Annotated in this window: 19 protein-coding genes and 1 tRNA gene; 11 read left to right on the top strand and 9 right to left on the bottom strand. The window is 60.5% G+C overall.

Annotated features, from left to right (window positions below; translation table 11 throughout):
- The first annotated feature begins 96 nt into the window (after nucleotides 1-96).
- The 4 genes from NW855_RS07665 (at nucleotide 97) to NW855_RS07650 (ending at nucleotide 6,712) form a co-directional block, all read left to right on the top strand.
- Nucleotides 97-2,736 (top strand): TIGR03960 family B12-binding radical SAM protein, encoded by a 2,640-nt coding sequence (locus NW855_RS07665; protein WP_414346861.1) that lies wholly within the window; start codon nucleotides 97-99, stop codon nucleotides 2,734-2,736.
- A gap of 1,025 nt (nucleotides 2,737-3,761) precedes the next feature.
- On the top strand, nucleotides 3,762-5,897 hold the full coding sequence (locus NW855_RS07660; protein ID WP_414388410.1) for an Rne/Rng family ribonuclease: 2,136 nt from the start codon (nucleotides 3,762-3,764) through the stop codon (nucleotides 5,895-5,897).
- A gap of 58 nt (nucleotides 5,898-5,955) precedes the next feature.
- Nucleotides 5,956-6,621: a ribonuclease HII gene (locus tag NW855_RS07655; protein ID WP_011429711.1), complete on the top strand. Its 666-nt coding sequence runs from the start codon at nucleotides 5,956-5,958 to the stop codon at nucleotides 6,619-6,621.
- 17 nt (nucleotides 6,622-6,638) lie between these two features.
- Nucleotides 6,639-6,712: transfer RNA gene (locus tag NW855_RS07650), tRNA-Arg, on the top strand.
- 63 nt (nucleotides 6,713-6,775) lie between these two features.
- Here NW855_RS07650 and NW855_RS07645 read toward each other — a convergent pair.
- The 5 genes from NW855_RS07645 to gvpA all read right to left on the bottom strand — a co-directional run bounded on the left by NW855_RS07645 (nucleotide 6,776) and on the right by gvpA (nucleotide 10,511).
- Nucleotides 6,776-7,201, bottom strand: coding sequence for an LptA/OstA family protein (locus NW855_RS07645; protein ID WP_011429712.1), 426 nt, complete (start codon nucleotides 7,199-7,201; stop codon nucleotides 6,776-6,778).
- A 75-nt stretch (nucleotides 7,202-7,276) separates the two neighbouring features.
- Nucleotides 7,277-7,609 carry a gas vesicle protein gene (locus NW855_RS07640; RefSeq protein WP_011429713.1) on the bottom strand — a complete coding sequence of 111 codons (333 nt, stop codon included), beginning with the start codon at nucleotides 7,607-7,609 and terminating at the stop codon, nucleotides 7,277-7,279.
- Nucleotides 7,610-7,648: 39 nt separating this feature from the next.
- Nucleotides 7,649-8,533 carry a gas vesicle protein GvpN gene (gene gvpN / locus NW855_RS07635; RefSeq protein WP_011429714.1) on the bottom strand — a complete coding sequence of 295 codons (885 nt, stop codon included), beginning with the start codon at nucleotides 8,531-8,533 and terminating at the stop codon, nucleotides 7,649-7,651.
- 88 nt (nucleotides 8,534-8,621) lie between these two features.
- A complete protein-coding gene (gvpC, locus tag NW855_RS07630; RefSeq protein WP_099812338.1) occupies nucleotides 8,622-9,644 on the bottom strand; it encodes a gas vesicle protein GvpC in 1,023 nt (340 codons plus the stop codon).
- 648 nt (nucleotides 9,645-10,292) lie between these two features.
- Nucleotides 10,293-10,511, bottom strand: coding sequence for a gas vesicle structural protein GvpA (gene gvpA, locus NW855_RS07625; protein ID WP_011429717.1), 219 nt, complete (start codon nucleotides 10,509-10,511; stop codon nucleotides 10,293-10,295).
- Between the two features lie 382 nt (nucleotides 10,512-10,893).
- On the opposite strand from gvpA, the gene NW855_RS07620 reads away from it, so the two are divergent.
- From NW855_RS07620 to aroH, 6 genes are all read left to right on the top strand, one after another.
- Nucleotides 10,894-11,112 (top strand): Hfq-related RNA-binding protein, encoded by a 219-nt coding sequence (locus tag NW855_RS07620; protein WP_011429718.1) that lies wholly within the window; start codon nucleotides 10,894-10,896, stop codon nucleotides 11,110-11,112.
- Nucleotides 11,113-11,263: 151 nt separating this feature from the next.
- The gene (locus tag NW855_RS07615) at nucleotides 11,264-11,947 is read left to right on the top strand and encodes a V4R domain-containing protein (RefSeq protein ID WP_011429719.1); all 684 of its coding nucleotides are present in this window, start codon (nucleotides 11,264-11,266) and stop codon (nucleotides 11,945-11,947) included.
- A complete protein-coding gene (locus tag NW855_RS07610) occupies nucleotides 11,944-12,195 on the top strand; it encodes a hypothetical protein (protein ID WP_011429720.1) in 252 nt (83 codons plus the stop codon). The genes NW855_RS07615 and NW855_RS07610 overlap by 4 nt, the downstream gene beginning before the upstream one ends.
- A gap of 45 nt (nucleotides 12,196-12,240) precedes the next feature.
- The gene (locus tag NW855_RS07605) at nucleotides 12,241-12,720 is read left to right on the top strand and encodes a hypothetical protein (RefSeq protein WP_011429721.1); all 480 of its coding nucleotides are present in this window, start codon (nucleotides 12,241-12,243) and stop codon (nucleotides 12,718-12,720) included.
- A gap of 56 nt (nucleotides 12,721-12,776) precedes the next feature.
- Nucleotides 12,777-13,466, top strand: a complete 690-nt coding sequence (locus tag NW855_RS07600) for a V4R domain-containing protein (protein WP_011429722.1) — start codon at nucleotides 12,777-12,779, stop codon at nucleotides 13,464-13,466.
- Between the two features lie 91 nt (nucleotides 13,467-13,557).
- Nucleotides 13,558-13,932: a chorismate mutase gene (gene aroH / locus NW855_RS07595; RefSeq protein ID WP_011429723.1), complete on the top strand. Its 375-nt coding sequence runs from the start codon at nucleotides 13,558-13,560 to the stop codon at nucleotides 13,930-13,932.
- Here the strand turns inward: aroH and NW855_RS07590 are convergent.
- Complete coding sequence (locus NW855_RS07590; RefSeq protein ID WP_011429724.1) at nucleotides 13,929-14,330, bottom strand: hypothetical protein; 402 nt, start codon at nucleotides 14,328-14,330, stop codon at nucleotides 13,929-13,931. The two genes, aroH and NW855_RS07590, sit on opposite strands and share 4 nt — an antisense overlap.
- A gap of 166 nt (nucleotides 14,331-14,496) precedes the next feature.
- Here NW855_RS07590 and NW855_RS07585 point away from each other — a divergent pair, with 166 nt between their 5' ends.
- A complete protein-coding gene (locus NW855_RS07585; RefSeq protein ID WP_099812336.1) occupies nucleotides 14,497-15,279 on the top strand; it encodes a Ycf66 family protein in 783 nt (260 codons plus the stop codon).
- A 132-nt stretch (nucleotides 15,280-15,411) separates the two neighbouring features.
- Here the strand turns inward: NW855_RS07585 and ppc are convergent, their stop codons facing one another.
- The 3 genes from ppc to NW855_RS07570 form a co-directional block, all read right to left on the bottom strand.
- Complete coding sequence (ppc, locus tag NW855_RS07580) at nucleotides 15,412-18,348, bottom strand: phosphoenolpyruvate carboxylase (RefSeq protein ID WP_099884165.1); 2,937 nt, start codon at nucleotides 18,346-18,348, stop codon at nucleotides 15,412-15,414.
- A 122-nt stretch (nucleotides 18,349-18,470) separates the two neighbouring features.
- Entirely contained in the window at nucleotides 18,471-18,728 is a 258-nt protein-coding gene (locus tag NW855_RS07575) for a DUF3146 family protein (protein ID WP_011429727.1), read from the bottom strand.
- Nucleotides 18,729-18,928: 200 nt separating this feature from the next.
- Nucleotides 18,929-19,270 carry a DUF3155 domain-containing protein gene (locus NW855_RS07570; RefSeq protein ID WP_041438161.1) on the bottom strand — a complete coding sequence of 114 codons (342 nt, stop codon included), beginning with the start codon at nucleotides 19,268-19,270 and terminating at the stop codon, nucleotides 18,929-18,931.
- Nucleotides 19,271-19,652 lie beyond the last annotated feature (382 nt).

The following is a 19,652-nucleotide window of genomic DNA, read 5'->3' as shown; positions in this document are numbered from 1 at the left end:
GGAACGGTCTCGCCACCCCCGTCTTGGGTTTGGGTTGCCGGGAAAGTTCGGCTAGAGTCAGATCAGTAGCTGCGTTCACTTCTTGCTCGGATCCTCATGCTCTCTCTGGCTGCCACGCAAGCCCATCTAGGCCCGATCGATCTGGATCGCCTGCTCACGCCTGAGATCCAGCGGCCAGCCCGCTACCTGGGGAAAGAGTTCGGCGCCGCCCACCGCCCCTGGGAGTCGGGGCGGGTGCGGTGGGTGCTGAGCTACCCGGAGCTGTACGAGGTGGGGGCCTCCAACCTGGGCCACCTCATCCTCTACAACATCCTCAACGCCCAGCCAGACCAGTTGTGCGACCGCACCTACCTGCCGGGACCGGATCTGGCGGCCCGGATGCGGCAGTTGCAGATCCCGCTGTTTGCCGTAGAATCGCGCCGCCCCTTGCGCGCTTTCCACATCATCGGCTTCAGCCTGGCCTACGAGCTGGGGGGCACCAACATCTTAGAGATGCTGGATCTGGCCGGGATCCCCCTCAAATGGTGGGAGCGCCAGCCCTTTACCCCGCAAGAGTGTCCCCTGATCTTTGCCGGCGGGCCCACCGCCACCTCCAACCCAGAGCCCTTTGCCGACTTTTTCGATTTCTTTGTCTTCGGGGATGGGGAAGAGGTGCTGCCGGAGATCGGCCAGGTGCTGGCTCAATCTCTAGCCAAGCCCCGCCGCGAGGTGCTCTTGGAGCTGGCCCAGGTGCCGGGGGTGTATGTGCCCCAGTTTTACGAGGGGATCCCGCCCCGCCCCATCGTGCCCGGCGTGCCGGAGCGCATCCGCCGCCGCGTGGCCCTGCCCCAACCGCAGTACTCCATTGGCCTAGTACCGCTGGTGGCAACCGTCCACGACCGCCTGGTCATGGAAGTGCGGCGCGGCTGTACCCGCGGCTGTCGCTTTTGCCAACCCGGCATGCTCACCCGCCCGGCTCGCGATGTGGATCCGCAAGCGGTGGTGGAGGCGGTGGTGCAGGGCCTGCGCAAAACCGGCTACAGCGAATTTTCCCTTTCTTCCCTCAGTTGCTCCGACTACCTCTCCCTGCCGGCGGTGGGGGCCGAGCTGCACAATCGCCTGCTGGGGGAGCACGTCGCCCTCTCGCTGCCCAGCCAGCGGGTGGATCGCTTCGATGAGCAAATTGCCGCCATCATGAAGGGATCCCGCCGCTCGGGGCTGACCTTTGCCCCAGAAGCCGGCACGCAACGGCTGCGGGACATCATCAACAAGGGTCTTAGCGATGTTGACCTCATTCGCGGCATTCGCACCGCCGTCCAGGAGGGCTGGGACAAGATCAAGCTCTATTTCATGATCGGCCTGCCGGGAGAGACTGACGCCGATGTCATTGGGATTGCCCGCACGGTTGAGATGCTGCAGCGAGAATGTGCGGCCTTGGGTCACAAGAAGGTGGAGTTTACCCTCACGGTCTCCAACTTTGTCCCCAAGCCCCACACCCCCTTCCAGTGGCACCGGGTGGACTACGCCGACGTGCAGCGCAAGCAGGCCTTGCTGCAAAAGGAGCTGCGGCGGCTGCGGGGGGTCAAAGCCCACTTCACCGACATCCGCTTCAGCATCCTGGAAGACTTTATTGGCAAGGGGGATCGCTCCCTGGGCCGCATGATCGAGCAGGCCTGGCGGGCCGGCGCCGGCCTGGACGCCTGGTGGGAAAACATCGACGCCGCCTATGCCGCCTGGGTCAAGGCCTACTGCGGCGAAGCGGTGGATCCGAGCGCCGATCCGGTTGCCCTCTGCGCCCATCTCCCCATGCGCGAATTGGGCCTGGAGGATCCCTTGCCCTGGGATCACATCGATACCGGCATCGACAAAAAATGGCTGCAGAAAGACTACCGCCGCGCCCTGGAAGCCATCACGGTGGAAGACTGCTCCTTTGAGAAGTGCTCCGCCTGCGGCATCTGCGGCCCCGGCTTTGGCCACAACATCGTCATCCCGCCCCCGCCCGTCCCACCCCTGCAAAGCCGGCCCACCCCCACCCCAGATCCCCTGGAGCCGCAGCCGCCCGCCCAGCGCTTCCGCATCACCTACGGCAAAACTGGGGATCTGCGCTGGCTGGGCCACCTGGATCTGATGCGGCTGTGGGAACGGGCCTGTCGGCGAGCGGGGCTGCCTCTGGCCTTTAGCGGCGGTTACCACCCCATGCCCCGCCTGGCTAACGCCAACGCCCTGCCCATCGGCCAGGAAGGCTATGGGGAGATCCTCGATCTGGAACTCCTGGCCCGCCCCGGGGCTCCCTTTACCCCGGAGGAGCTGCGCGCCCTGCTGGCCGAGCAACTGCCCCCCGAAATTCCCATCCAGGCCATTCAAGAGATCGGCCTGCGGGATCCCTCGGCTACCGAAGCGGTTTACGCCGCCGAATATCAACTCAGCGTGAGCTGCGAGTTGCCCGAAGCCGACTGGCCGACCTGGGTTACCCAGATCCTGGATGCGCGGGAAATTTGGATTGAAAAATCCACCAAATCCGGCAAACCCTGTCGCTTCAACGCTCGCCCCCTGCTCTACTACCTGGAGTTTCAGGGCCTGGCCCCCGACGGCAGCGCCCGCCTCCTCTACCGCGGCAGTTGCCGCAACGACGGCGCTTACCTGCGGCCCAATCAACTCGTGCAAATGGCCGAGTCCTTGGGCTTGCCCCGCTGGACGCTACAGATGGCCAGGCGGCTGCGTCTGCTGTGGCAAGACGGCACCTCCGATCCCGACTGAGGAGCGGCCTCAGGATCGACCGGACAAAAAGGAGACCAAGGCTGGGCTCTGCCCCTGTCTGGAGGGGGGGATCCGACAGGCGCTATGTTGTCTATTGCTGGCTTCTGCCGCTGCGGAGCTTGCCGGGATCAACTTGGCCAAAGGCAGGGCAGGCAGCAGGCAACAGTTTGATCGGATTCTGAAATGGAGACCCAGAAGGATAGCTTGGCGGCCCTGTACTTTAGTTAGTACGGTGCGGAAAAGCCCGCAAGCAACTTCGGTTGCTCGCCAATGGTGCTCAGGGAGTTAGTATACTTGTTGATGAGGCGTACCGTTTCCAGGCGAGCACCTAATCACGGTGAAAAACCCGACCGGTGGCAAGCGCCGAGGAGATGTCAACGTCTCAACCAACCTGATCAGAAAAGGTAAGCAGAACCTTGGAACTTTGCCCCAAGGAACTGTCCAGAGGCGGCTTGACAACGCCTTTACGAGTTCGTCTGTGGACTGCGTAAGAATCCCCCGCTTTCAGGCGGAGGGAGTGTCAACCCTAACTCAGTACCCAGGGCAGGTAACGGGCGCAACAGGGCCCAGTCGATAGGCGGTACAGAGAGGTGTGCCCCTGTGGCCTGGCTCTAGCACTATATTTTTTCTCCTGAGAAGGTGTTTCTTTCCGCGTGCAAACCCTGTCTTTCTGTGGATCTAGGCTGGCACGATTGGGGTTCTGCCACGAACCATCGTCTAATCTCTTCTGGGATGTCTGAGGCGGAGGGGTGTCATCTTGCCTCCTGAGCCTATCCATCAATCCCCATGCAAATCCCACCCAATCCTAAGGATCCGATGAGCTTGGACTCACCTCATCAATGGTGGAGTGGAAGCCCAGCAAATCGGTCATCCTCCGTCAAAGCAGAGCTTAGGGTAATGGACAGCCTCATGATGAATCGATTCTGGCTAAAAAAACTTGAGCGGATCCCGCCAAAAGGACAGCGCCTCGCCGCAAGGAGGGTTCAATCCACAACCGCAGGCCCTGGGGGCGGGGAGGAACGTTAATGCCCAGGCAGATTGTAATTGATGAGCAACACCGCGTCGCTGCTGTTTTTGCCGAAGACCAAGTCCAAGAGCTGATCGTTGCCAGTGGCACCTACCAGGTGGGAGACGTCTACGTCGGGATCGTCGAGAACGTCCTGCCCAGCATCGACGCTGCCTTTGTCAACATTGGCTCCGGCGAACGCAACGGGTTTATTCACGTCAGCGACCTAGGCCCGCTACGCCTCAAGCGCAACCATGCCTCCATCTCGGAGCTGGTTCTGCCACAGCAAAAGGTGCTGGTGCAGGTTATGAAGGAGCCCACCGGCAACAAAGGGCCACGCCTCACCGGCGATCTGGCCTTTCCAGGGCGGTACTTGGTGCTGCGACCCTACGGCAAAGGGGTTCATCTGTCCCGCCGCATCGAGGATCGGGAAGAACGCAATCGCCTCAAGTCGCTGGCTATTTTGATCAAACCCCCCCAGATGGGCCTGTTGGTGCGCACCGAGGCCGAGGGGGTGTCTGAAGAGGCGATGATCGAAGACCTGGAGCAATTGAAAAAGCTCTGGGAGGATATTCAACAGCAGTATCAGGCGGCACGGGGTCCGGGGCTGCTCAGCCGAGATGACGATTTTATCCAGCGAGTGCTGCGGGATGTCTACTCGGAGGACGTCAACCGCATCGTTACCGACTCGCCGGCAGGGGCGAAGCGGGTGCGTAGCTATTTGCAAGGTTGGAACAAGGGCCAGATGCCGCCCGGTGTTGTGGTCGATGCCCACCGCGAACCCACCCCCATCCTGGAGTATTTCCGGGTCAATGCAGTCATCCGGCAGGCGCTGCGACCCCGGGTGGATCTCCCCTCCGGCGGCTACATCGTCATTGAGCCCACCGAAGCCCTGACGGTGATCGATGTCAACTCTGGCTCTTTCACCCAATCGGCCACCTCTCGCGAGACAGTGCTGTGGACCAACTGTGAGGCGGCTACCGAGATTGCCCGTCAACTGAGGCTGCGCAACATTGCCGGCGTGATCGTGGTGGATTTCATCGACATGGATTCCCGCCGCGACCAGTTGCTGGTTTTGGAGCACTTCAACAAGGCCCTCTCCAGCGACAAAGCTCGCCCCCAGGTGGTTCAGTTGTCGGAATTGGGGCTGGTGGAGCTCACCCGCAAGCGGCAGGGGCAAAGCCTTTACGAGATCTTCGGCCACTCTTGTCCTACTTGTGAGGGGCTAGGGATCCTGGCCCGCCTGCCAGGAGCTGAGCCAGGACGGCTGTTGACGGTCGAAAGTGGCCTGCCGGTAACGTTGCCCACTGAGGGGGAGGACGGTTCCAGCCCAAGCCTGCTCCAGGAGGGCGACTCGCAGCGGGCGGGCCTGCGGCTGGGGAGCAATGGGGTGTCGCGAACCGAAGGCCGTGTCTCCCTGAGCCGCTCCCGTACTGCCCCAGAACAGCGACCGGATCTGGAGGAATCGCGAATTGAGGTGGGGCGCAAACGCTCCCGCGACGAGTGGGTGGATCCCCGCGTAGGCCAGCGCCCGGTTTCCCGGAGCGGAGAGGCAGAAGGGGGCAGTCTGGAGGTGCCTGGGGAAGATCTCTTGCAGCCGGCAGGGGGCGGGGCGGAGCAGAAGCGCAAAGAATCCCGGCGTCCCAGCCGGGGAGAAGATGGGGAAGAGCAGGGCTCCCACAGAGACCAGCCTACCGCGGGGCGATCCGCTCGCGCCGGTGGGGTGGAGTCCTCAGAAAGCCGTCCAGCCCGGCAAGCCATTACTGTGGAGATGACCCCCTTGCAACAGCGGGTCTACTCAGAGTTAGGGCTGTCGCCGCTGTTGCTTCTGGATCAGCCACCGCCCTCGGGCCGCGACACGGTGGTTATGGTGGCCCTGCCGGGCACTGTAAAGATGGCCAGCCCGGAAGAGGCGGAGGCCGGTGCAACTTCTGCCAACGGCACGGCGGAGACGGTTGCCCCTGAAGCCGCAGCTTTGCCGGAGCAGGAGCCGGTAAATACTCTTCCCCCGCCAGCACCCTCCGAGCCGCAAACTCCTCCGCCTGTATCATCGATGGCGGAGCCGCCGGCAACGGTGACGCCCCAGGAGGTAGTCATCGACCCGTCTCAGCAATCTCCGGCGGCCTCCAGACGACGGCGCTCCCGCAGCAGCTAGCCGGCCCGCTGAGCCCGGGAGCAAACCTCGCCGTTGGTCGGTTGGCTCGGTCAAGAGGATGGTTGGCTCCGGAGTTGGGGGTGTGGACAAGGTGGTGCAGCCCAGCCTGAAGTGGGAGGGATCCCTGTGGCAACAGGGGATGCGGCGGGTGGCAGGCGTGGATGAGGTGGGGCGGGGGGCCCTGGCGGGGCCGGTGGTGGCGGCGGCGGTGATTTTGCCGGCCCATCTGGATCCGGAGGCGCTGTCAGGGGTGAGAGACTGCAAACAACTGCGCCCGCCGCAGCGCGCCCACTGGGCGGAGCGGATTGCCCAAGTAGCCCTGGCCGTAGGCATTGGCAGCGCCTCTGCCGCCGAGATCGACCAGCTCAACATTCGCCAGGCCACGCTGCTGGCCATGCAACGAGCTCTGGCGCAGGTGGGGGAAGTGGAGCACATCCTGCTGGATGGGTTGCCGTTGGCAGAGCTGGGATCCCGGCAGACGGCCCTGGTCAAAGGGGATCAGCTTAGCCTCTCCATCGCCGCCGCTTCCATCGTGGCCAAAGTCTGGCGGGATACCCTGATGCAGAGCTGGGATCACCAGTACCCCGGCTACGGCTGGCGCACCAACGTCGGCTATGGCACGCAGGAGCACCGACTGGCGCTGCAGCGCTTGGGGCCAAGCCCCCAGCACCGCCGTAGCTTTGCCCCCCTGCGAGACTTGCAGGCAGGCGAAATTGGAGGGTAGGATAGAGTCCACGTACTGCCCACGTAGCTCAGCGGACTAGAGCACTGGGTTCCGGTCCCAGGGGTCGGAGGTTCGAATCCTTTCGTGGGCGTTTCTTCCAGAAGCAGACAGCGAAGGAGCACTTCTCTCAGCAGGATCTGGATCTAAGCCTTAGCTAGGGGCTCGCAGTGGGTTCTGGTAGCACATAAACGGACTCCACCTGGCCTCCTGCTGCTGGCACGGCCTGGATGGTGCCTTTTTCGATGTGATAGATGACTTTTTCTGCTTGCAACTGATTTTCCCCTTGGCGGATGGTGACCTGGCCCTCCAGCTCGATCCGCTGCTCCCGGCTGTAGTACACCGCTCTCTGGGCGCGGGCCGTGAGGCGCTCGGCGGGAAAGCTGAGGGTGACATTGCCGGTGGCTACAAACACCCCCGTGTTGGCATTGGCCTCCTGGACATCGGCGCTGATGCTGAGGGCACGCGGGTTTTGCCCCCAAGCCAGGCTGGGGATCGCCAGCAGCAGCGCCACCCCCACCGCCCAGGCTACCCCCCTTAGCTGGCACCTGTTTTTCTGCTCAAGGTCGATCCCGACCGCCATGCGCCTCACCCCAATCAAACCACCCCACCTGCGAGTCTAGCCCGGGATCCCTGGCCCCGCTGGCGGGGCAGCGCGTTAGTCCTTACCATTTCCTCCCTTGGGCAGGCCTTGGGCCAGTTGCTTTTCCAGCTCGCTGACCCGCTGCAGTAACTGGCGGTTGGTTTCCAGCAGCTCGCGGGCTTGGCTGCTGAGATAGGGATCCGATTCCCACCAGTTGATCCCAATCTCCTTGGCCTTGTCCACCGAAGCGATCAGCAGCCGAATGCGCACATTGAGCAGCTCCACATTGCCCACCGAAACGGTGATATCCCCGGCGATGACAATCCCCTTGTCCAAAACCCGCTCCAAGACATCGGCCAGAGAGGAGCCATGCGTTGCCGTGGCCAGGGGTTGAGAGGTAATAGGCACAGAGAATTTCCCTCCAAAGTGTGCGAAAGCATACAAATATCAGCCGGGCAGTTGATCCAGCAAATAGTTGAGCACCTGGGCTCCTTCCTCGTAGCGCTTGCCGGCCCTGGGCAACAGCACGTCGGCGCACAGAGCGCGAAAATCGGCATTGTCCTTGCTCACCGCCAGCTCGTGCTCCTTGACAATGCGTCCGATCATCAGACAACTGCGCAGGCTGGGGTGGCGGGTCAGATCCAATTTGCGGCGAAAAGCGCGGACGATGTGGACGATCTTGAGCGCATCAGGGGCAGAGAGACCGATGCGCGCGGTGAGGATCTCCTTTTCGGTCTCGATATCCGGCTCGCCGATATCGATGGTGATCATCCGATCCAGCAGCGCATCCTGGGCCTTGTGAACTCCGGTGTATTCCTCTGGGTTGGAGGTGAAGATGGCCCGGAACTGGGGATGCACCCGCAGATACTCCGAGCGGTTGCTGTCCGGCGGCAACACCAGCAGCCTCTCTTCCAAAGCGCTCAGGAGGGCGTTGTTGGCCTCCGGGCGGGAGCGGTTGAACTCGTCGTAGATGAGGGTGAACCCCTCGCGGCAGGCCAAGGTGAGGCGGGCATCCACCCAGCGCTGCTGCACATCCTCCTCCGTCTTCACCACCGAGTGGATAAAGTTGTCCACCACCCGCCGATGGGTAAAGCCGGTGCGCCCCCCGATCAGGTCGGAAGAATCGAAGCGATCGTCGCCGTAGATCAGCATGATGGGACGGCCCAGCAGGCTAGCCAGATGCATCGCCAGGGTAGTCTTGCCCGTGCCCGAAGGGCCCCGCAGATGCACCGCAAAACCCGATTGCAGATAGCGCAAAGCGCGGCGGGTAATCCGCTCGATGTAAGGAGTGTTTACGAACTGGCGGGGACGCGCCTGCAGAACCGTGGCCATAGCAATACCCAACTCTCAATTGCCTTGACGCTCTTGCCTCGACTATAGCGGCAACGGTCTTCTTGCGCTCACAGGTGTTAGGCCGGGATCAGATGGCAACCGTCGCTGACACCATACGCCGCAAGGTGGCCAGGATCTCGGAGGGATCCACCCCCAGATCCACCGCACCGCGGGCCAGCAGATCCCGCACCCGCTCCCGATCCCCGATCACCTGCAGCAAAGTTAGATCGGGAGCCTGCGCTTGCAGGTTGGTTACATAGTTGTTGACGTAGGCCATGATGCGATCCGAACTTGCCTCCTGCGGGGGCGCGGGCCGAACTGGAGCAGGTTCAGGTGGTGGCGGAGTCACCACAGGCTGAGGGGGAGGAGGAGCCGCCTCTTCTGAGACCGCAACCACAGGCTTTGGCAGGGAAACCTCAGCCGAAACCGTTTTCGAGGCATTGGCCGAGCTCTCAGACTTTTCACCTTCCAAGCCCTCAGAAGGGATGATGGGTTGGGCCTCTGGGATCCCATTCCCCCAGACCTGCTCGTGCAACGCCCTGCGGAAAGCCGCCAAAGCTTGCCGCAGAGCCTGGGCCTCTGCCCGCTGATCCTGAGCGACCTGAGCCAGCTCCTGCCGCGCGAGCTGCTGCAAAGCCTGTACCCGCTGCCGCAACTCAGCATAAAAAGACTGGCGAGCTTGTCGAGTTTGGCCGGCCATGGTCTGCCGGGCCTGTGCACAGGTGCTCAGCAATCTCCCCACCGTCGCTGTCAAGTTGGCTTGAAAAGTCTGCAGCTCCTGCTGCTGGGCCTGCGATTGGGCGGCTCGCTCTTGAGCCATGCGGGAGAGAAGCTCCGCCACCGCTTTGACCCGCTGGGCCACAGCCTCCATGCGAGAATGCTCGTCCAAGGCCCGCTGCGCCGCCCGGCTCTGGTTGAAGCTCTTCAGTTGCCTACGGGTTTGCTCCCTCTGTTGCCGGATTGCCTCTTGTCGTTCCCGGCGGCGTTGCTCCAGCTCGGCTATCAGAGCTCGGTGCTGCTCCAGACGCTGCTGCCGGGATTGACTGAACAAACTTTGATTCTGGGCCACCCGTTGGTTGTGGGCCATGGCCCACTGTTCCCGCAAACTCATGGCGCTCCCTCTCTCCTGTTGGTTTTTACTTTGACACTCCCACCGCCTAAAGGCGGGGGATTCTTACGCAGTCCACAAAAGAACCCGTAACGGCGTTGTCAAAGCGCCTCTAGACAGTTCCTTCACGCAAAGCCCCAAGGTTCTGCTGACTTTCTTAAGCAGGTTGGCGGCAGCATTTGCCTCAGCGTTGACCAACCACCCCTTTGCCGTTTGGTACAGGCCCCGCTTGACACGCTTTCCAGAGGGTCTCCACCCGTCGGGTTTTTCACCATAACTAGGTAGCCCATCTCCATCTAGGAAGCTTGCCTGCGAGCTGTACGCCTCCTCTACCTCAATAAATTCAATGCCATAATGCTGACTACCCTTTTGTGTGGGTCAGGGGCACTACGGCCTTTTTCCCTTCTCCCAGATAGCTGGCTTCGGCACTTGCGTGGCAATGCAAACCGGCAGGCCGCACAAGTCCTCCACCTGGGAGCGGGAATAGCCGGGCTGTTGGTCGGTCAAAGTTGGCCAGAACTGAGCAAAGCGAGGCAGAGACTCTACCCTGGTCCCTGCCTCACTAGCCACCTGCTTCGACAGGACTGCCAAGCCATAGCGGCTGCGGGAGGCAGCTGCCGCCTCTTTACAAGTGGCTGAAGACGGCCAGACTTAGACGGCAGGGGCAGCAGCAGTAGCCGTCAGGCCCACCGCCTCGGCGTATTTCAGGTAGGTTTCCACCGAAGCCACGACAACGCGAGCTTCAATGGCCAACAGCTCGATCCCCACCAGAGAAACCCGCACCCAGGCATCGACCACGATCCCTTTGTCCAAAATGCGGTCGATCACTTCGGCCAGGCTGGAAGAAGAGTTCACTTTCTCAACTGCCATGACGATCTCTCCTGCACTGATGATGGTTGGATGGTTGAAGACGAATCGGCGGCAAAATTGCAGGTTGGAAGGGATCCTAACCTTGGATCGGCCCCCTGGGGTAACACCCGCCCCTTGTATCACCCCAGCCCCATTGTGCTGGCTTTTTTCGGGGAGAACACCCGTAGATTCGCTTAAAAAACGTGACGGGCTGACAAGAGTCGCCGTCTCCTCCGAGCGCCACCCCGCCTTCATAGTACCCGCTGGTAGAGAAAATGGGTCAAAGGGTGAGAGCGTCCCGGGGAGAGGCCCTCAAGTCAGGGTGCGGGCCGGCAGGGATCCCCTATACTGAGAGCAGTGCGCTTGCCGACATGCCGTCCTTCCGCTGGCCAAGAGGGCTGCTGTGACCGAGTTCAACACCGGGATCCCAAGCGTGCGTCGCCTGCAGCGGGTGATCCGGGATCGGGAAATCGTTGAGGTTAAGCTCAATACCGGCGATGTCTTCGTCGGCCAGTTGCGCTGGCAGGATCCCGACTGCCTTTGTTTGGCCGACGCTGAGGGACAAGAATCGCTGCTGTGGCGCTCCGCCATCGCCTTTGTCAAAGTCAGACCTCCCTCCTAAACCCAAACCCCTGCAGCCCTTGGCCGTCGCTGGCTTCCCGGCGGCAAGGGTTTCTTTGGCGCACCTATCGACAGCTCTGGCCAAAGCCCCCGGCGAAAAGGCTATGATTCAGCAAGAAGTGTGAAAAAATTTACCCTCCTCCCCTCTAGCCATGTCAACCGGCCCCATCGAGCTTGCCCTGCAACCTGTCGCCCAGCGGCATAACCACTACAGCCGCGAGGATTTTTTTCGCTTCGACCGCTCCCAGGGATCCCTAGTAGACTGGACGGGCGCGCGCAACGTCTTGGTAAGCGAGGATTTTATCCTAGGTTTGCAACAGGGCCTGGAAGAAGAAGTGGGGGATGCCTCGGCCTCCTTGATGTACACCATTGGCCGCGAGTGGGGCCGCAACGATGCAATCCACTTCTCCCACTGGTTTGAGGAAGAGTATCGGCGCAAACCCAAGCAGAGCCACCTGATGTTCCTCTTGGAAACCTGGTGGTGGCCCTTGACCTCGCAAGGCTGGGGGCGCTGGGAGGTGGAGACCGAGAGCCGGCGGCAGGGGTTTATTTTTATCAACCTCTTTGACTCCGCCGTGGCCCGCACCCTGGGGGATGTGGGCAAGCCGGTTTGCCATCTCTACGCTGGCTTATTTGCCGGGTTTTTCAGCGCCATGGTGGAACGGCAGCTCAACTGCATCGAGATCCAGTGCTACTCCATGGGAGAAAGCTACTGTAAGTTTTTGCTCGGCAGCAAAGATCGCATCGATGCGGCTGCCTTTTGGCTCAACGAAGGGGCCAGCGCCAGCGAAATTGCCCAAAAGTTGCGCTCCGGTCAAGGAGTGACCAAGCCATGACAGCAGAGGTTTTTCTGGAAGAATCGGTGCAGAGCTTTTTTGCTCGCCTGAATTGGGATAACCGCCCTCTGCAAGACCCCTCGCTGCCCATGCCTTTTGTACGGGTGCGAGAGCATTTTGCCTCCATCCCCTGGACGGGGGATCCCCTGGCTTTGGCGGCCCGTTCCTTGGGATCCCTCTCGGCAGCGCTGCCGCCCCAGCCTGAAGAGGAACCGATTACTTTGGCCGATTTATTCAGCCTGTTTTGAACGCCGACACCCGCTGAGCACCCACCAACACTTTGGAGAAGTGAGATGGTGAGCCCACTGGAGCAGATGCTAATTGAGGCCGAGGCCCGCTACCTCACGCCGGAGCAACTGGAGCAGCTCAAAGCCTATGTGCTCGGCTGGCCAAAGCGGCTGCACGTGTACCGGGTCGTACGGGAAGGGGAGAGCCAGATGGTGAGCCGCACCCTAGACACCCTTCAAAAGGAGATGCCCAATCTTTCTCCGCAAACGGTAAACCTGTGCCGGCGGCACCTGCTCCTGTTGCTGCGTCAGAGCGCCCTGGCCATGTTGCTGCAGGACGAAAACCTCTTGAAGGAGCGGCTGATCGAGTGGATGGAAGAGGAGGTGCGCCTGTACGAGCTGCAGAGCGTTTATGAGGTAGTCCATCGGACTTTTCAGCAAGAGCTTAGGGATCACCTAACTCCCGGCGAACTGGAGTTCATCCGCCCCTGGATCACCCAGGTGCAGGCAGCTTTGCTCTCTTTAAACGGCCTCAAATCCGCCTAGAACCTTCCCCACCGCCTTTTGGTAACTTACCGATACTGATAACCCAGGGATCCCCTATGGCCAGCACCCCCCCCATCCCCAGCAGCCTCGCCGACTTTGACCCCTACACGCCTGTTTTGGCCAACTATTACGCGCCCAGCGCCTATCTGCAAGGCGATCTGGAGTCCGGTTTGCTGGAAAGTCGCCACGGCGACCGGCTCTTGGCCCTTCCAGAAGCATTGCTACGAGGCATCTACACCGGCTTGGAATACGAGACAGGGCAGGCCGCCCGCCTGGTATTGCGCAACTGTGGCCGTATGTGGGGCAAAGAGTTTTTCCGCCGCTTTGCCCAGGAGCTCTCCGACTACTACCAGAAGCCTTTGTCCGAGCTGGAGATGGGGCTCTTTTTACAAAATCTCAAACAAGCCTGGAAGACCCACGGCTGGGGGCTGATCGACATCGACTGGACCTACAAAAATCAGGGGGTGCTGGTGGTGTCGATCCGCAACTCTCCCTTTGCCGCTGCCACACCCCCCCACTTCAAGCGCCCGATGGGCTTTTTGGAGGCAGGGCTGTTGGCCACCTGGTTTAGCCAGCTGACCGGCCAGGATCTGGGCTGTGTGCAAACCACCAGCGAGGCTTTGGGAGCGAAGAGCAACTTGTTTATCTTGACCGCTGCCGCCCGCCTCAAGGAAGGAGAGGCCTGGGTGGACTCCGGCCTCAGCCACGACCAGATCCTGGAGAAGTTGTTACAGCCCGCCCCGTAACCAGATCCAGCAGCGGGATGGGATCCCGTCGGGACGAGTCTGTATAATTCTCTGGAAGCAGGACGAGCTCAAGCGCTTGAGGGTGTAGCCATTGGGGTGGCGGGTCAGAGCAATCCGAGGGGCCATCACCGTTCCGGCAAACACTGCCGAGGCCATTGGCGCTGCGGTGAACGAGCTACTGGACGCCCTGGAACATCGCAACGCCATCAATCCGGCGGAGTTGGTGAGCGTCATTTTCTCCGTTACCCCCGATCTCAACGCGGCCTTTCCTGCCCAATTTGCCCGCCGCCGCCCCGGCTGGGAGTTGGTGCCTCTGTTGGACGTGCAACAAATGGACGTCAACGGCGCTCTGCCCCGTTGTATCCGCGTTTTGATCCAACTGAACACCCCGCTGGCCCAGGCTGAGATGCACCACGTCTATCTGCGAGGTGCCCGCGAGCTACGGCCTGATCTCAGCCCAGTTTAGGAGGATAGCTTCTCGCGCAGCCGAGCCTCCCACTGTTGCAGTTGCTCCTGGAGAGCGGCCATCTCCGCTTCGCGACGGCTCAGCTCTTGACTTTGCCGGGTCAAAGATTGACGCCAGCTTTCGATCTCCGCCAGGTCGGCCAGGCTGCGGGCCTGCGAGAGGCTGTGCAACATCTCCACCAACTTCATCGCCGCCTCTTCCACCCGCTGCACCTGCCGATTTTCCGCAAGCTCAACCAGCAGCAATACCCCCACGTTGTAGGAGGCTGCCTCCTTAGAGGTAACCCGTTCTGGCTGGCGAAGCGGCGCCCAAACCCCACCCTCGGCTTGCTGGGCCAAGAGCTGCAGCTCCGCCTGGCCAAAAAGACTTTTCTTGTCTACCCGCGCCAGATACAGCATGAAGCCTACTGGAATGTACAGGCCATCCTAGCACCGATCCCCTTCCTTTGAGGGATCCTGCCCTAAAACCGGGATGGTTGTCCCTGGGAGGATCGATGTTAAGATCGGCTGCGAAATGGGTAAGGCCTGACGCCTTCCTGTTTTCAGCAGTTTAGGGATCCCTGGCATGTTTCTCACCCAAAGCCCCTATTTTTTGATGGCAGCGCTGGTGGCAATTGCCAGTGGGGCCATCTTTGCGGTTCGGTTCATCAAGCGAGAGGCTTCCGCAGAGTCGGATGTGATTTTCGCCACGATGGGCCTGATCTATTCCATCAGTTTGCTTCTGGAGGGTCAGCGGCTCATCCCGTTGCTGTTTTTTGCCCAGGTGCTGCTGGCGGTGATAGCTGGCTGGTTTGCCTTCGAAACCTTCCGATTGCGGATCCTCTTGAACGAAAAGGTACGGCAGGGGGGTGGAGTGCGTCCGGTCGTGGGGCCCCGGGGCTTTAGCCGCACCTATCCACCCGATGGCTATGCCCAGACGCGCAGCGTTTCCACGCGGCCTAGCGGATCCCGCATTCGCGACACCTCCTCCGCCAGCCGCTCCATTCCTGAACGCAGCGAGGAGCCAGCTCGTCGCCCGCGGCCCCAACTGACCAGCGATACCCGTGTGCGCCCCCGCCCTCGCCCGGCAGCGGAGGAGTATTACGAGGAGCAAGAGACCCGCTTCCGTCGGGACACCGAGGACGATGAGCCGGATCCCTCTCGCCGCTCGGCTGCCGAGGACTATCCCGAGGATGTGCAGGAAGAACGAGGCACAGTCACCCGCCGTCGTCCCCCCCGTCTGCCTCAAGACCAGGGTGAGAGCTACGTTGAGGAAAAACCTCGTCGTCCTTCCCGCCGTGTTGTCGAGGTGGAATCGGTGGAAGTGCAAGAGGCGGAGCCAGACGAGTACGAAGATGATTTGTTCTGACCTCACCCTCAAGCCGTCCTGGCCTGAGGGCTGCTCCTGCTGAGGCAACTCCCAACCGCCTTGCTCCCGGAGATATCCTAGGCCGGTTGGAGAGGGCCGTAGCTATCCTTGATCCCCAGGAAGAGTCGGTGCTCAGCCTGTGTTGCGCATACCGGCAGCGATGCCGTTGATGGTGAGCAGAGCTCCCCGCAGCAGCTCGGCGCGGTTGTACTGGGTGTTGTGGAAATGGGATTTTTGCTTGCCACGCAGGCGCTTGAGGAGCGAGACCTGGATAAACCCGAGGGGCACGATTGAACGGTTGCGCAGTTGCACCGAGCGCTTCAGATAGGGGTCGTTCTCCAACAGCTCCTTGTGTCCTGTAATTTTCAAAACCATCTCCCGGGTGCGGTACATCTCCTGGGCAATGAGCTCGAATAGCTCCATCGCCCGCTCCAGGCGCTCGGGGGAGCTCATCTCTCGCACGTAGTGGCGGGCAATTTGCAGATCCGCCTTGGCCAGGGTCATCTCCACTTTGGAGATCACCATGCGGAAGAAGGGCCACTCGCGGTAGAGATGCTGCAGGTGGTTGAGGTTGTGTTCGCCTTTAGCCGCGTATTCCTCTAGAGCGGTGCCCACTCCATACCATGCGGGCAAGAGAAAACGGCTCTGTGTCCAACTGAATACCCAGGGAATGGCCCGCAGGGATCCGATATCTTTCGAGTTGCCGCTGCGGCGAGCTGGGCGGGAGCTAATCTGCAGTTGGCTGATCTCTTCGATGGGGGTGACCTCGTGGAAAAACTCGACAAAGCCTTCCTGCTCGTAGACCAGGTTGCGGTACACCTGGCGAGAGCGCTCTGCCAGCGATTCCATCAGGCGCGACCACTCGTGCAGGTCGTTGGGGTAGGTGCGCAGCAGGCTCGCCTGGATGACGGCGCTGGTAACAGTTTCCAGGTTAAAAATGGCCAGATCCTGGAGAGAGTACTTAGAGGCCAACACCTCTCCCTGCTCAGTAATCTTGATGCGGCCCCCCACGCTGCGCCCCGGCTGGGCCAAGATCGCCTCGTAGGCCGGCCCTCCCCCGCGCCCCACCGAGCCACCCCGGCCATGGAAGATCTGCAACTTCACCCCATAGGACTCGGCCACCGCCTGCAGCCGCTGCTGGGCTTTGTAGATCTCCCAGTTGCTGCTTAGAAAGCCAGCGTCCTTGTTGCTATCCGAGTAGCCCAGCATCACCTCCTGTAGGTTTTCCTGCTGGGCCAGGTACTGGCGATAGAAGGGGATCTCCAACAACTGCCGCAGCACCTCTGGCGCCCCCTTTAGGTCTTCAACGGTCTCGAACAACGGCACCACCGCCAGGGATCCGCGCCCGCTGATGGGATCGTAAAGGCCCACCTCCTTAGCCAGCAGCAGCACCTCTAACAGATCGCTCAACTGGCGGCTCATGCTGATCACGTAGGTTTGGCACATGGCCATGCCAAATTCCTGCTGCAGCCGGCGCAGGGTGCGAAAGGTGGCAATCAGCTCCGCCGCTTTATCGGAAAAGGGAGCTTCTAGAGGGATGAGGGGCCGGCGGGTTTGCAGCTCCCGCAGGAGAAAAGCTGTTTTTTCCTCCTCCGTCATCTCGCTGTAGGGCCGCGGCAAGATCCGCAAGTACTCGAAGATCTCGGTGAGAGCGGCCTCGTGGTAGCTGCTGTCTTGGCGGATATCCAGGTGGGCCAGATGGAAGCCAAAGACCTGCACCTGGCAAATGAGGTGATCCAACTGGCGGCAGGAGAGGCCACTGTTTTTCAAGCTGCTCTGAATAAGCTGCAAGTCGGCCAGAAATTCTTCTGCATTGGCGTAGGCGTTGTCCAGAGGGGGCGGGACAGGCAGGCAAGCGGAGTCGGCCAAATTGCGGTTGCGCTCCCGCGTCAACTCCAGCCGCCGCTGGATGTAGCTGAGCTTGAGCCGGTAGGGCTCTTGGCGATATTGCAGCGAAAAGGACTCGTAAACCTCGGGCATGCGGCGGCGATCCTGCTCAAGGACATCCAGCAACTGGCTGTCCACATCCCCCCAGTGCAAAGAGACGCTCAGGGTTTTGGTGAGGGCCTTCACGGACTCGATGTACTTGCCCAAAATCAGGTTGCGCTGGTAGCGGGCCGTTTGCCAGGTAACGTCGGCAGTGACGGAAGGGTTGCCGTCCCGATCCCCGCCCACCCACGAGCCGAAGTTGCAAAAGCCTGCCGGCGGTGGCTCGACGCTGGGAAAGGACTTTTTCAAGCTGCGGCTGAGGTACTCATGCAGCAGAGGGATAGCCTGAAACAAAACCTCTTCAAAATAGTGCAAGGTGTAATCGACTTCGTTCAGAACGGTCGGTTTGGACTGATGCAACTCGTCGGTGCGCCACCAGAGCAGAACCTCCTCCGCCAGTTGTTCTCTCAACATCTGGGCCTGCAGAGGGTGAGACTGCTCTGCCCAGTCCAGTTGGCTGAGCAAGTGGGAGAAGGCCCGTTGCTTTTCGCGGATGGTGTGGCGGACGATCTCGGTGGGGTGGGCGGTGAACACCAGGCGGATGTGCAGCCGCTCCAGCAGCCGGCGCAGCAGTCCCGGCGGCACCCCCTGAAGCCGCAGGTAAGGGAACAGACGTTCAAATTTTTCGTTTTCCCGCACGGTGCGCTGCTGGCTGTCCACCATGCGCATATCTGAGTCTTCTGCCCGTTCGTAGTGCTGTTCAACGATGTTGATCAACTGAAAGAACAAAGCGAAGGCGCGGGCCGTTTGAATGGCTGCATCAAGGCTGAGATGCTCGACAATTTGTAGTACTTCCGGGATGGGGTACTCCAAGGCCTGCCCTTCAGGGGAACACATGGAGCGCAGCCGCTGCAACAGATCTACCAAAGGCTGCCCGCACTCCTGCAGGATTACGGCTTCCCAAAGTTCTTCCACCATTTGCAGGCGGCGATTCAACAGGTTGTTCCTGCGGTCGAGCGCTTCATCCACGGCGAGGGCACGGGCCAAGGGATCCCGTTCCGCCAGTGGAGGGGCCTCCTTCAGGCCGTTGGCAGAACCCACTGCCCGCTCTGCAGTCGTCAGGTGGGAGGAAGAGGTCATGAAGGCAGCTCCTAGAACAACCATCCCAATATTAGAGCCTGTTCGCTGGAAGCGCAGATTACTCTTGGAGGAGAGCTGTCTCGGCAGCATGGCCAACTCTCCCCCTGTTTGCCCAGGGATCCCTAGAGGCGGCTACGAATAACAAATGAGTAGTTGCTGCCGGGCTCTAGTAAGTAATCCGATTTCTCCAAAAAACGGCTCAAGGGATCGCAAATCAAGGCCCGCCCTACAGAGGGTTCCACCTTCAGCTCCCCGGATCGAAAGCGCCAGCAAAAGCGCCAAACCCAACCGTTGGCGTTGACTTCCCCTTCAATGGCGCCCTCCTGCCAGGAGCGGCGGGTAATTTGTACATGGGCGGTGGTCTGCGGCAGTCGGCTCATCCAGAACCTCCCGACGGGATCCCCTGTAAGGTAGCGCGCAAACCCCTCTCCGAGAAGTCGAAGATGGGCGATGAGGGGCTAGATAGATGCTAGGTGGAAAGGGATCCCGTTAATTGGATGGTTCTCTTGCCGAGGATAAAAGCAAGCCCCCCGTGGGGGGGCTGTTTCTTCAGCTCCTGAGGCCGGTATTGATATAGAAACTATTGAGCGGCAGTTGCCAGAGCCTTGGAAGATTTTTTCTCCGGCTTCTCAGCCGCAACCTGCGCTAGCAAAGCCCGTAAGCTGGGAAAGAGAAAGTGATTTTCTTCGACATATTGCGCGCCGAATAGTCCCTTCTCCGCCCAGAAAAATCGGTCTATCGTGTGCTCGTTTCGCCGAACCAGAATCAGCGCAGGCGGCTGAATAGAGTTTTCCTGTATGTATCTCCGGGCGGCGGTTACAGACTTTTCTTCGCCGCTATCTAATTTAAATTGAGGAATATAATCTAAAATTTTGCGCCCCTCCAAACGACGGCGGCTCTTACGCTTTCTTCTCCTGACCAATGTCAGCCTCCTGTAGAAGGATTACAAGACAACCTCAAAAAATATATCAGCAATACCTAAGAAAATCAATAACTTCTACCGGCTTTTGTTATCATCCTTTACAGAAATAACAAAGGACAACGAACGTCCTCCTCCACGAGCGGAAAAGAACTTACCTCTGTCTCCCCTCCAAGAACTTTGCCGGGAAACTGCTTATTCAGTTGAAAAATAAACCCTTTCTCCCCGGAAGGGAGCAAAGAGAAATAGGGTATCGATTAGCTCTGATGCCTGCGAAGAAAGTCAACTGCCAGCGCAGGAGACTCCCTTCCGATCTGGCCTCTGAGCTAGCATCGACAACAAGGAACGCTCAACAGAACACATACCTAAACCCAGGTACGGGCAA

The sequence above is a fragment of the Synechococcus sp. RC10B2 genome (assembly GCF_047502635.1).
Note: the sequence above shows the minus strand (reverse complement) of the source record. Positions and strands in the feature narration are given on the sequence as shown.

Excerpts from the sequence above, each read along its gene's own strand:
- NW855_RS07665 (WP_414346861.1), top strand. The coding sequence starts at position 97 with ATGCTCTCTCTGGCTGCCACGCAAGCCCATCTAGGCCCGATCGATCTG.
- NW855_RS07660 (WP_414388410.1), top strand. The coding sequence starts at position 3,762 with ATGCCCAGGCAGATTGTAATTGATGAGCAACACCGCGTCGCTGCTGTT.
- NW855_RS07655 (WP_011429711.1), top strand. The coding sequence starts at position 5,956 with ATGGTTGGCTCCGGAGTTGGGGGTGTGGACAAGGTGGTGCAGCCCAGC.
- NW855_RS07645 (WP_011429712.1), bottom strand. The coding sequence starts at position 7,201 with ATGGCGGTCGGGATCGACCTTGAGCAGAAAAACAGGTGCCAGCTAAGG.
- gvpN (WP_011429714.1), bottom strand. The coding sequence starts at position 8,533 with ATGGCCACGGTTCTGCAGGCGCGTCCCCGCCAGTTCGTAAACACTCCT.
- gvpC (WP_099812338.1), bottom strand. The coding sequence starts at position 9,644 with ATGAGTTTGCGGGAACAGTGGGCCATGGCCCACAACCAACGGGTGGCC.
- gvpA (WP_011429717.1), bottom strand. The coding sequence starts at position 10,511 with ATGGCAGTTGAGAAAGTGAACTCTTCTTCCAGCCTGGCCGAAGTGATC.
- NW855_RS07615 (WP_011429719.1), top strand. The coding sequence starts at position 11,264 with ATGTCAACCGGCCCCATCGAGCTTGCCCTGCAACCTGTCGCCCAGCGG.
- NW855_RS07610 (WP_011429720.1), top strand. The coding sequence starts at position 11,944 with ATGACAGCAGAGGTTTTTCTGGAAGAATCGGTGCAGAGCTTTTTTGCT.
- NW855_RS07605 (WP_011429721.1), top strand. The coding sequence starts at position 12,241 with ATGGTGAGCCCACTGGAGCAGATGCTAATTGAGGCCGAGGCCCGCTAC.
- NW855_RS07600 (WP_011429722.1), top strand. The coding sequence starts at position 12,777 with ATGGCCAGCACCCCCCCCATCCCCAGCAGCCTCGCCGACTTTGACCCC.
- NW855_RS07590 (WP_011429724.1), bottom strand. The coding sequence starts at position 14,330 with ATGCTGTATCTGGCGCGGGTAGACAAGAAAAGTCTTTTTGGCCAGGCG.
- NW855_RS07585 (WP_099812336.1), top strand. The coding sequence starts at position 14,497 with ATGTTTCTCACCCAAAGCCCCTATTTTTTGATGGCAGCGCTGGTGGCA.
- ppc (WP_099884165.1), bottom strand. The coding sequence starts at position 18,348 with ATGACCTCTTCCTCCCACCTGACGACTGCAGAGCGGGCAGTGGGTTCT.
- NW855_RS07575 (WP_011429727.1), bottom strand. The coding sequence starts at position 18,728 with ATGAGCCGACTGCCGCAGACCACCGCCCATGTACAAATTACCCGCCGC.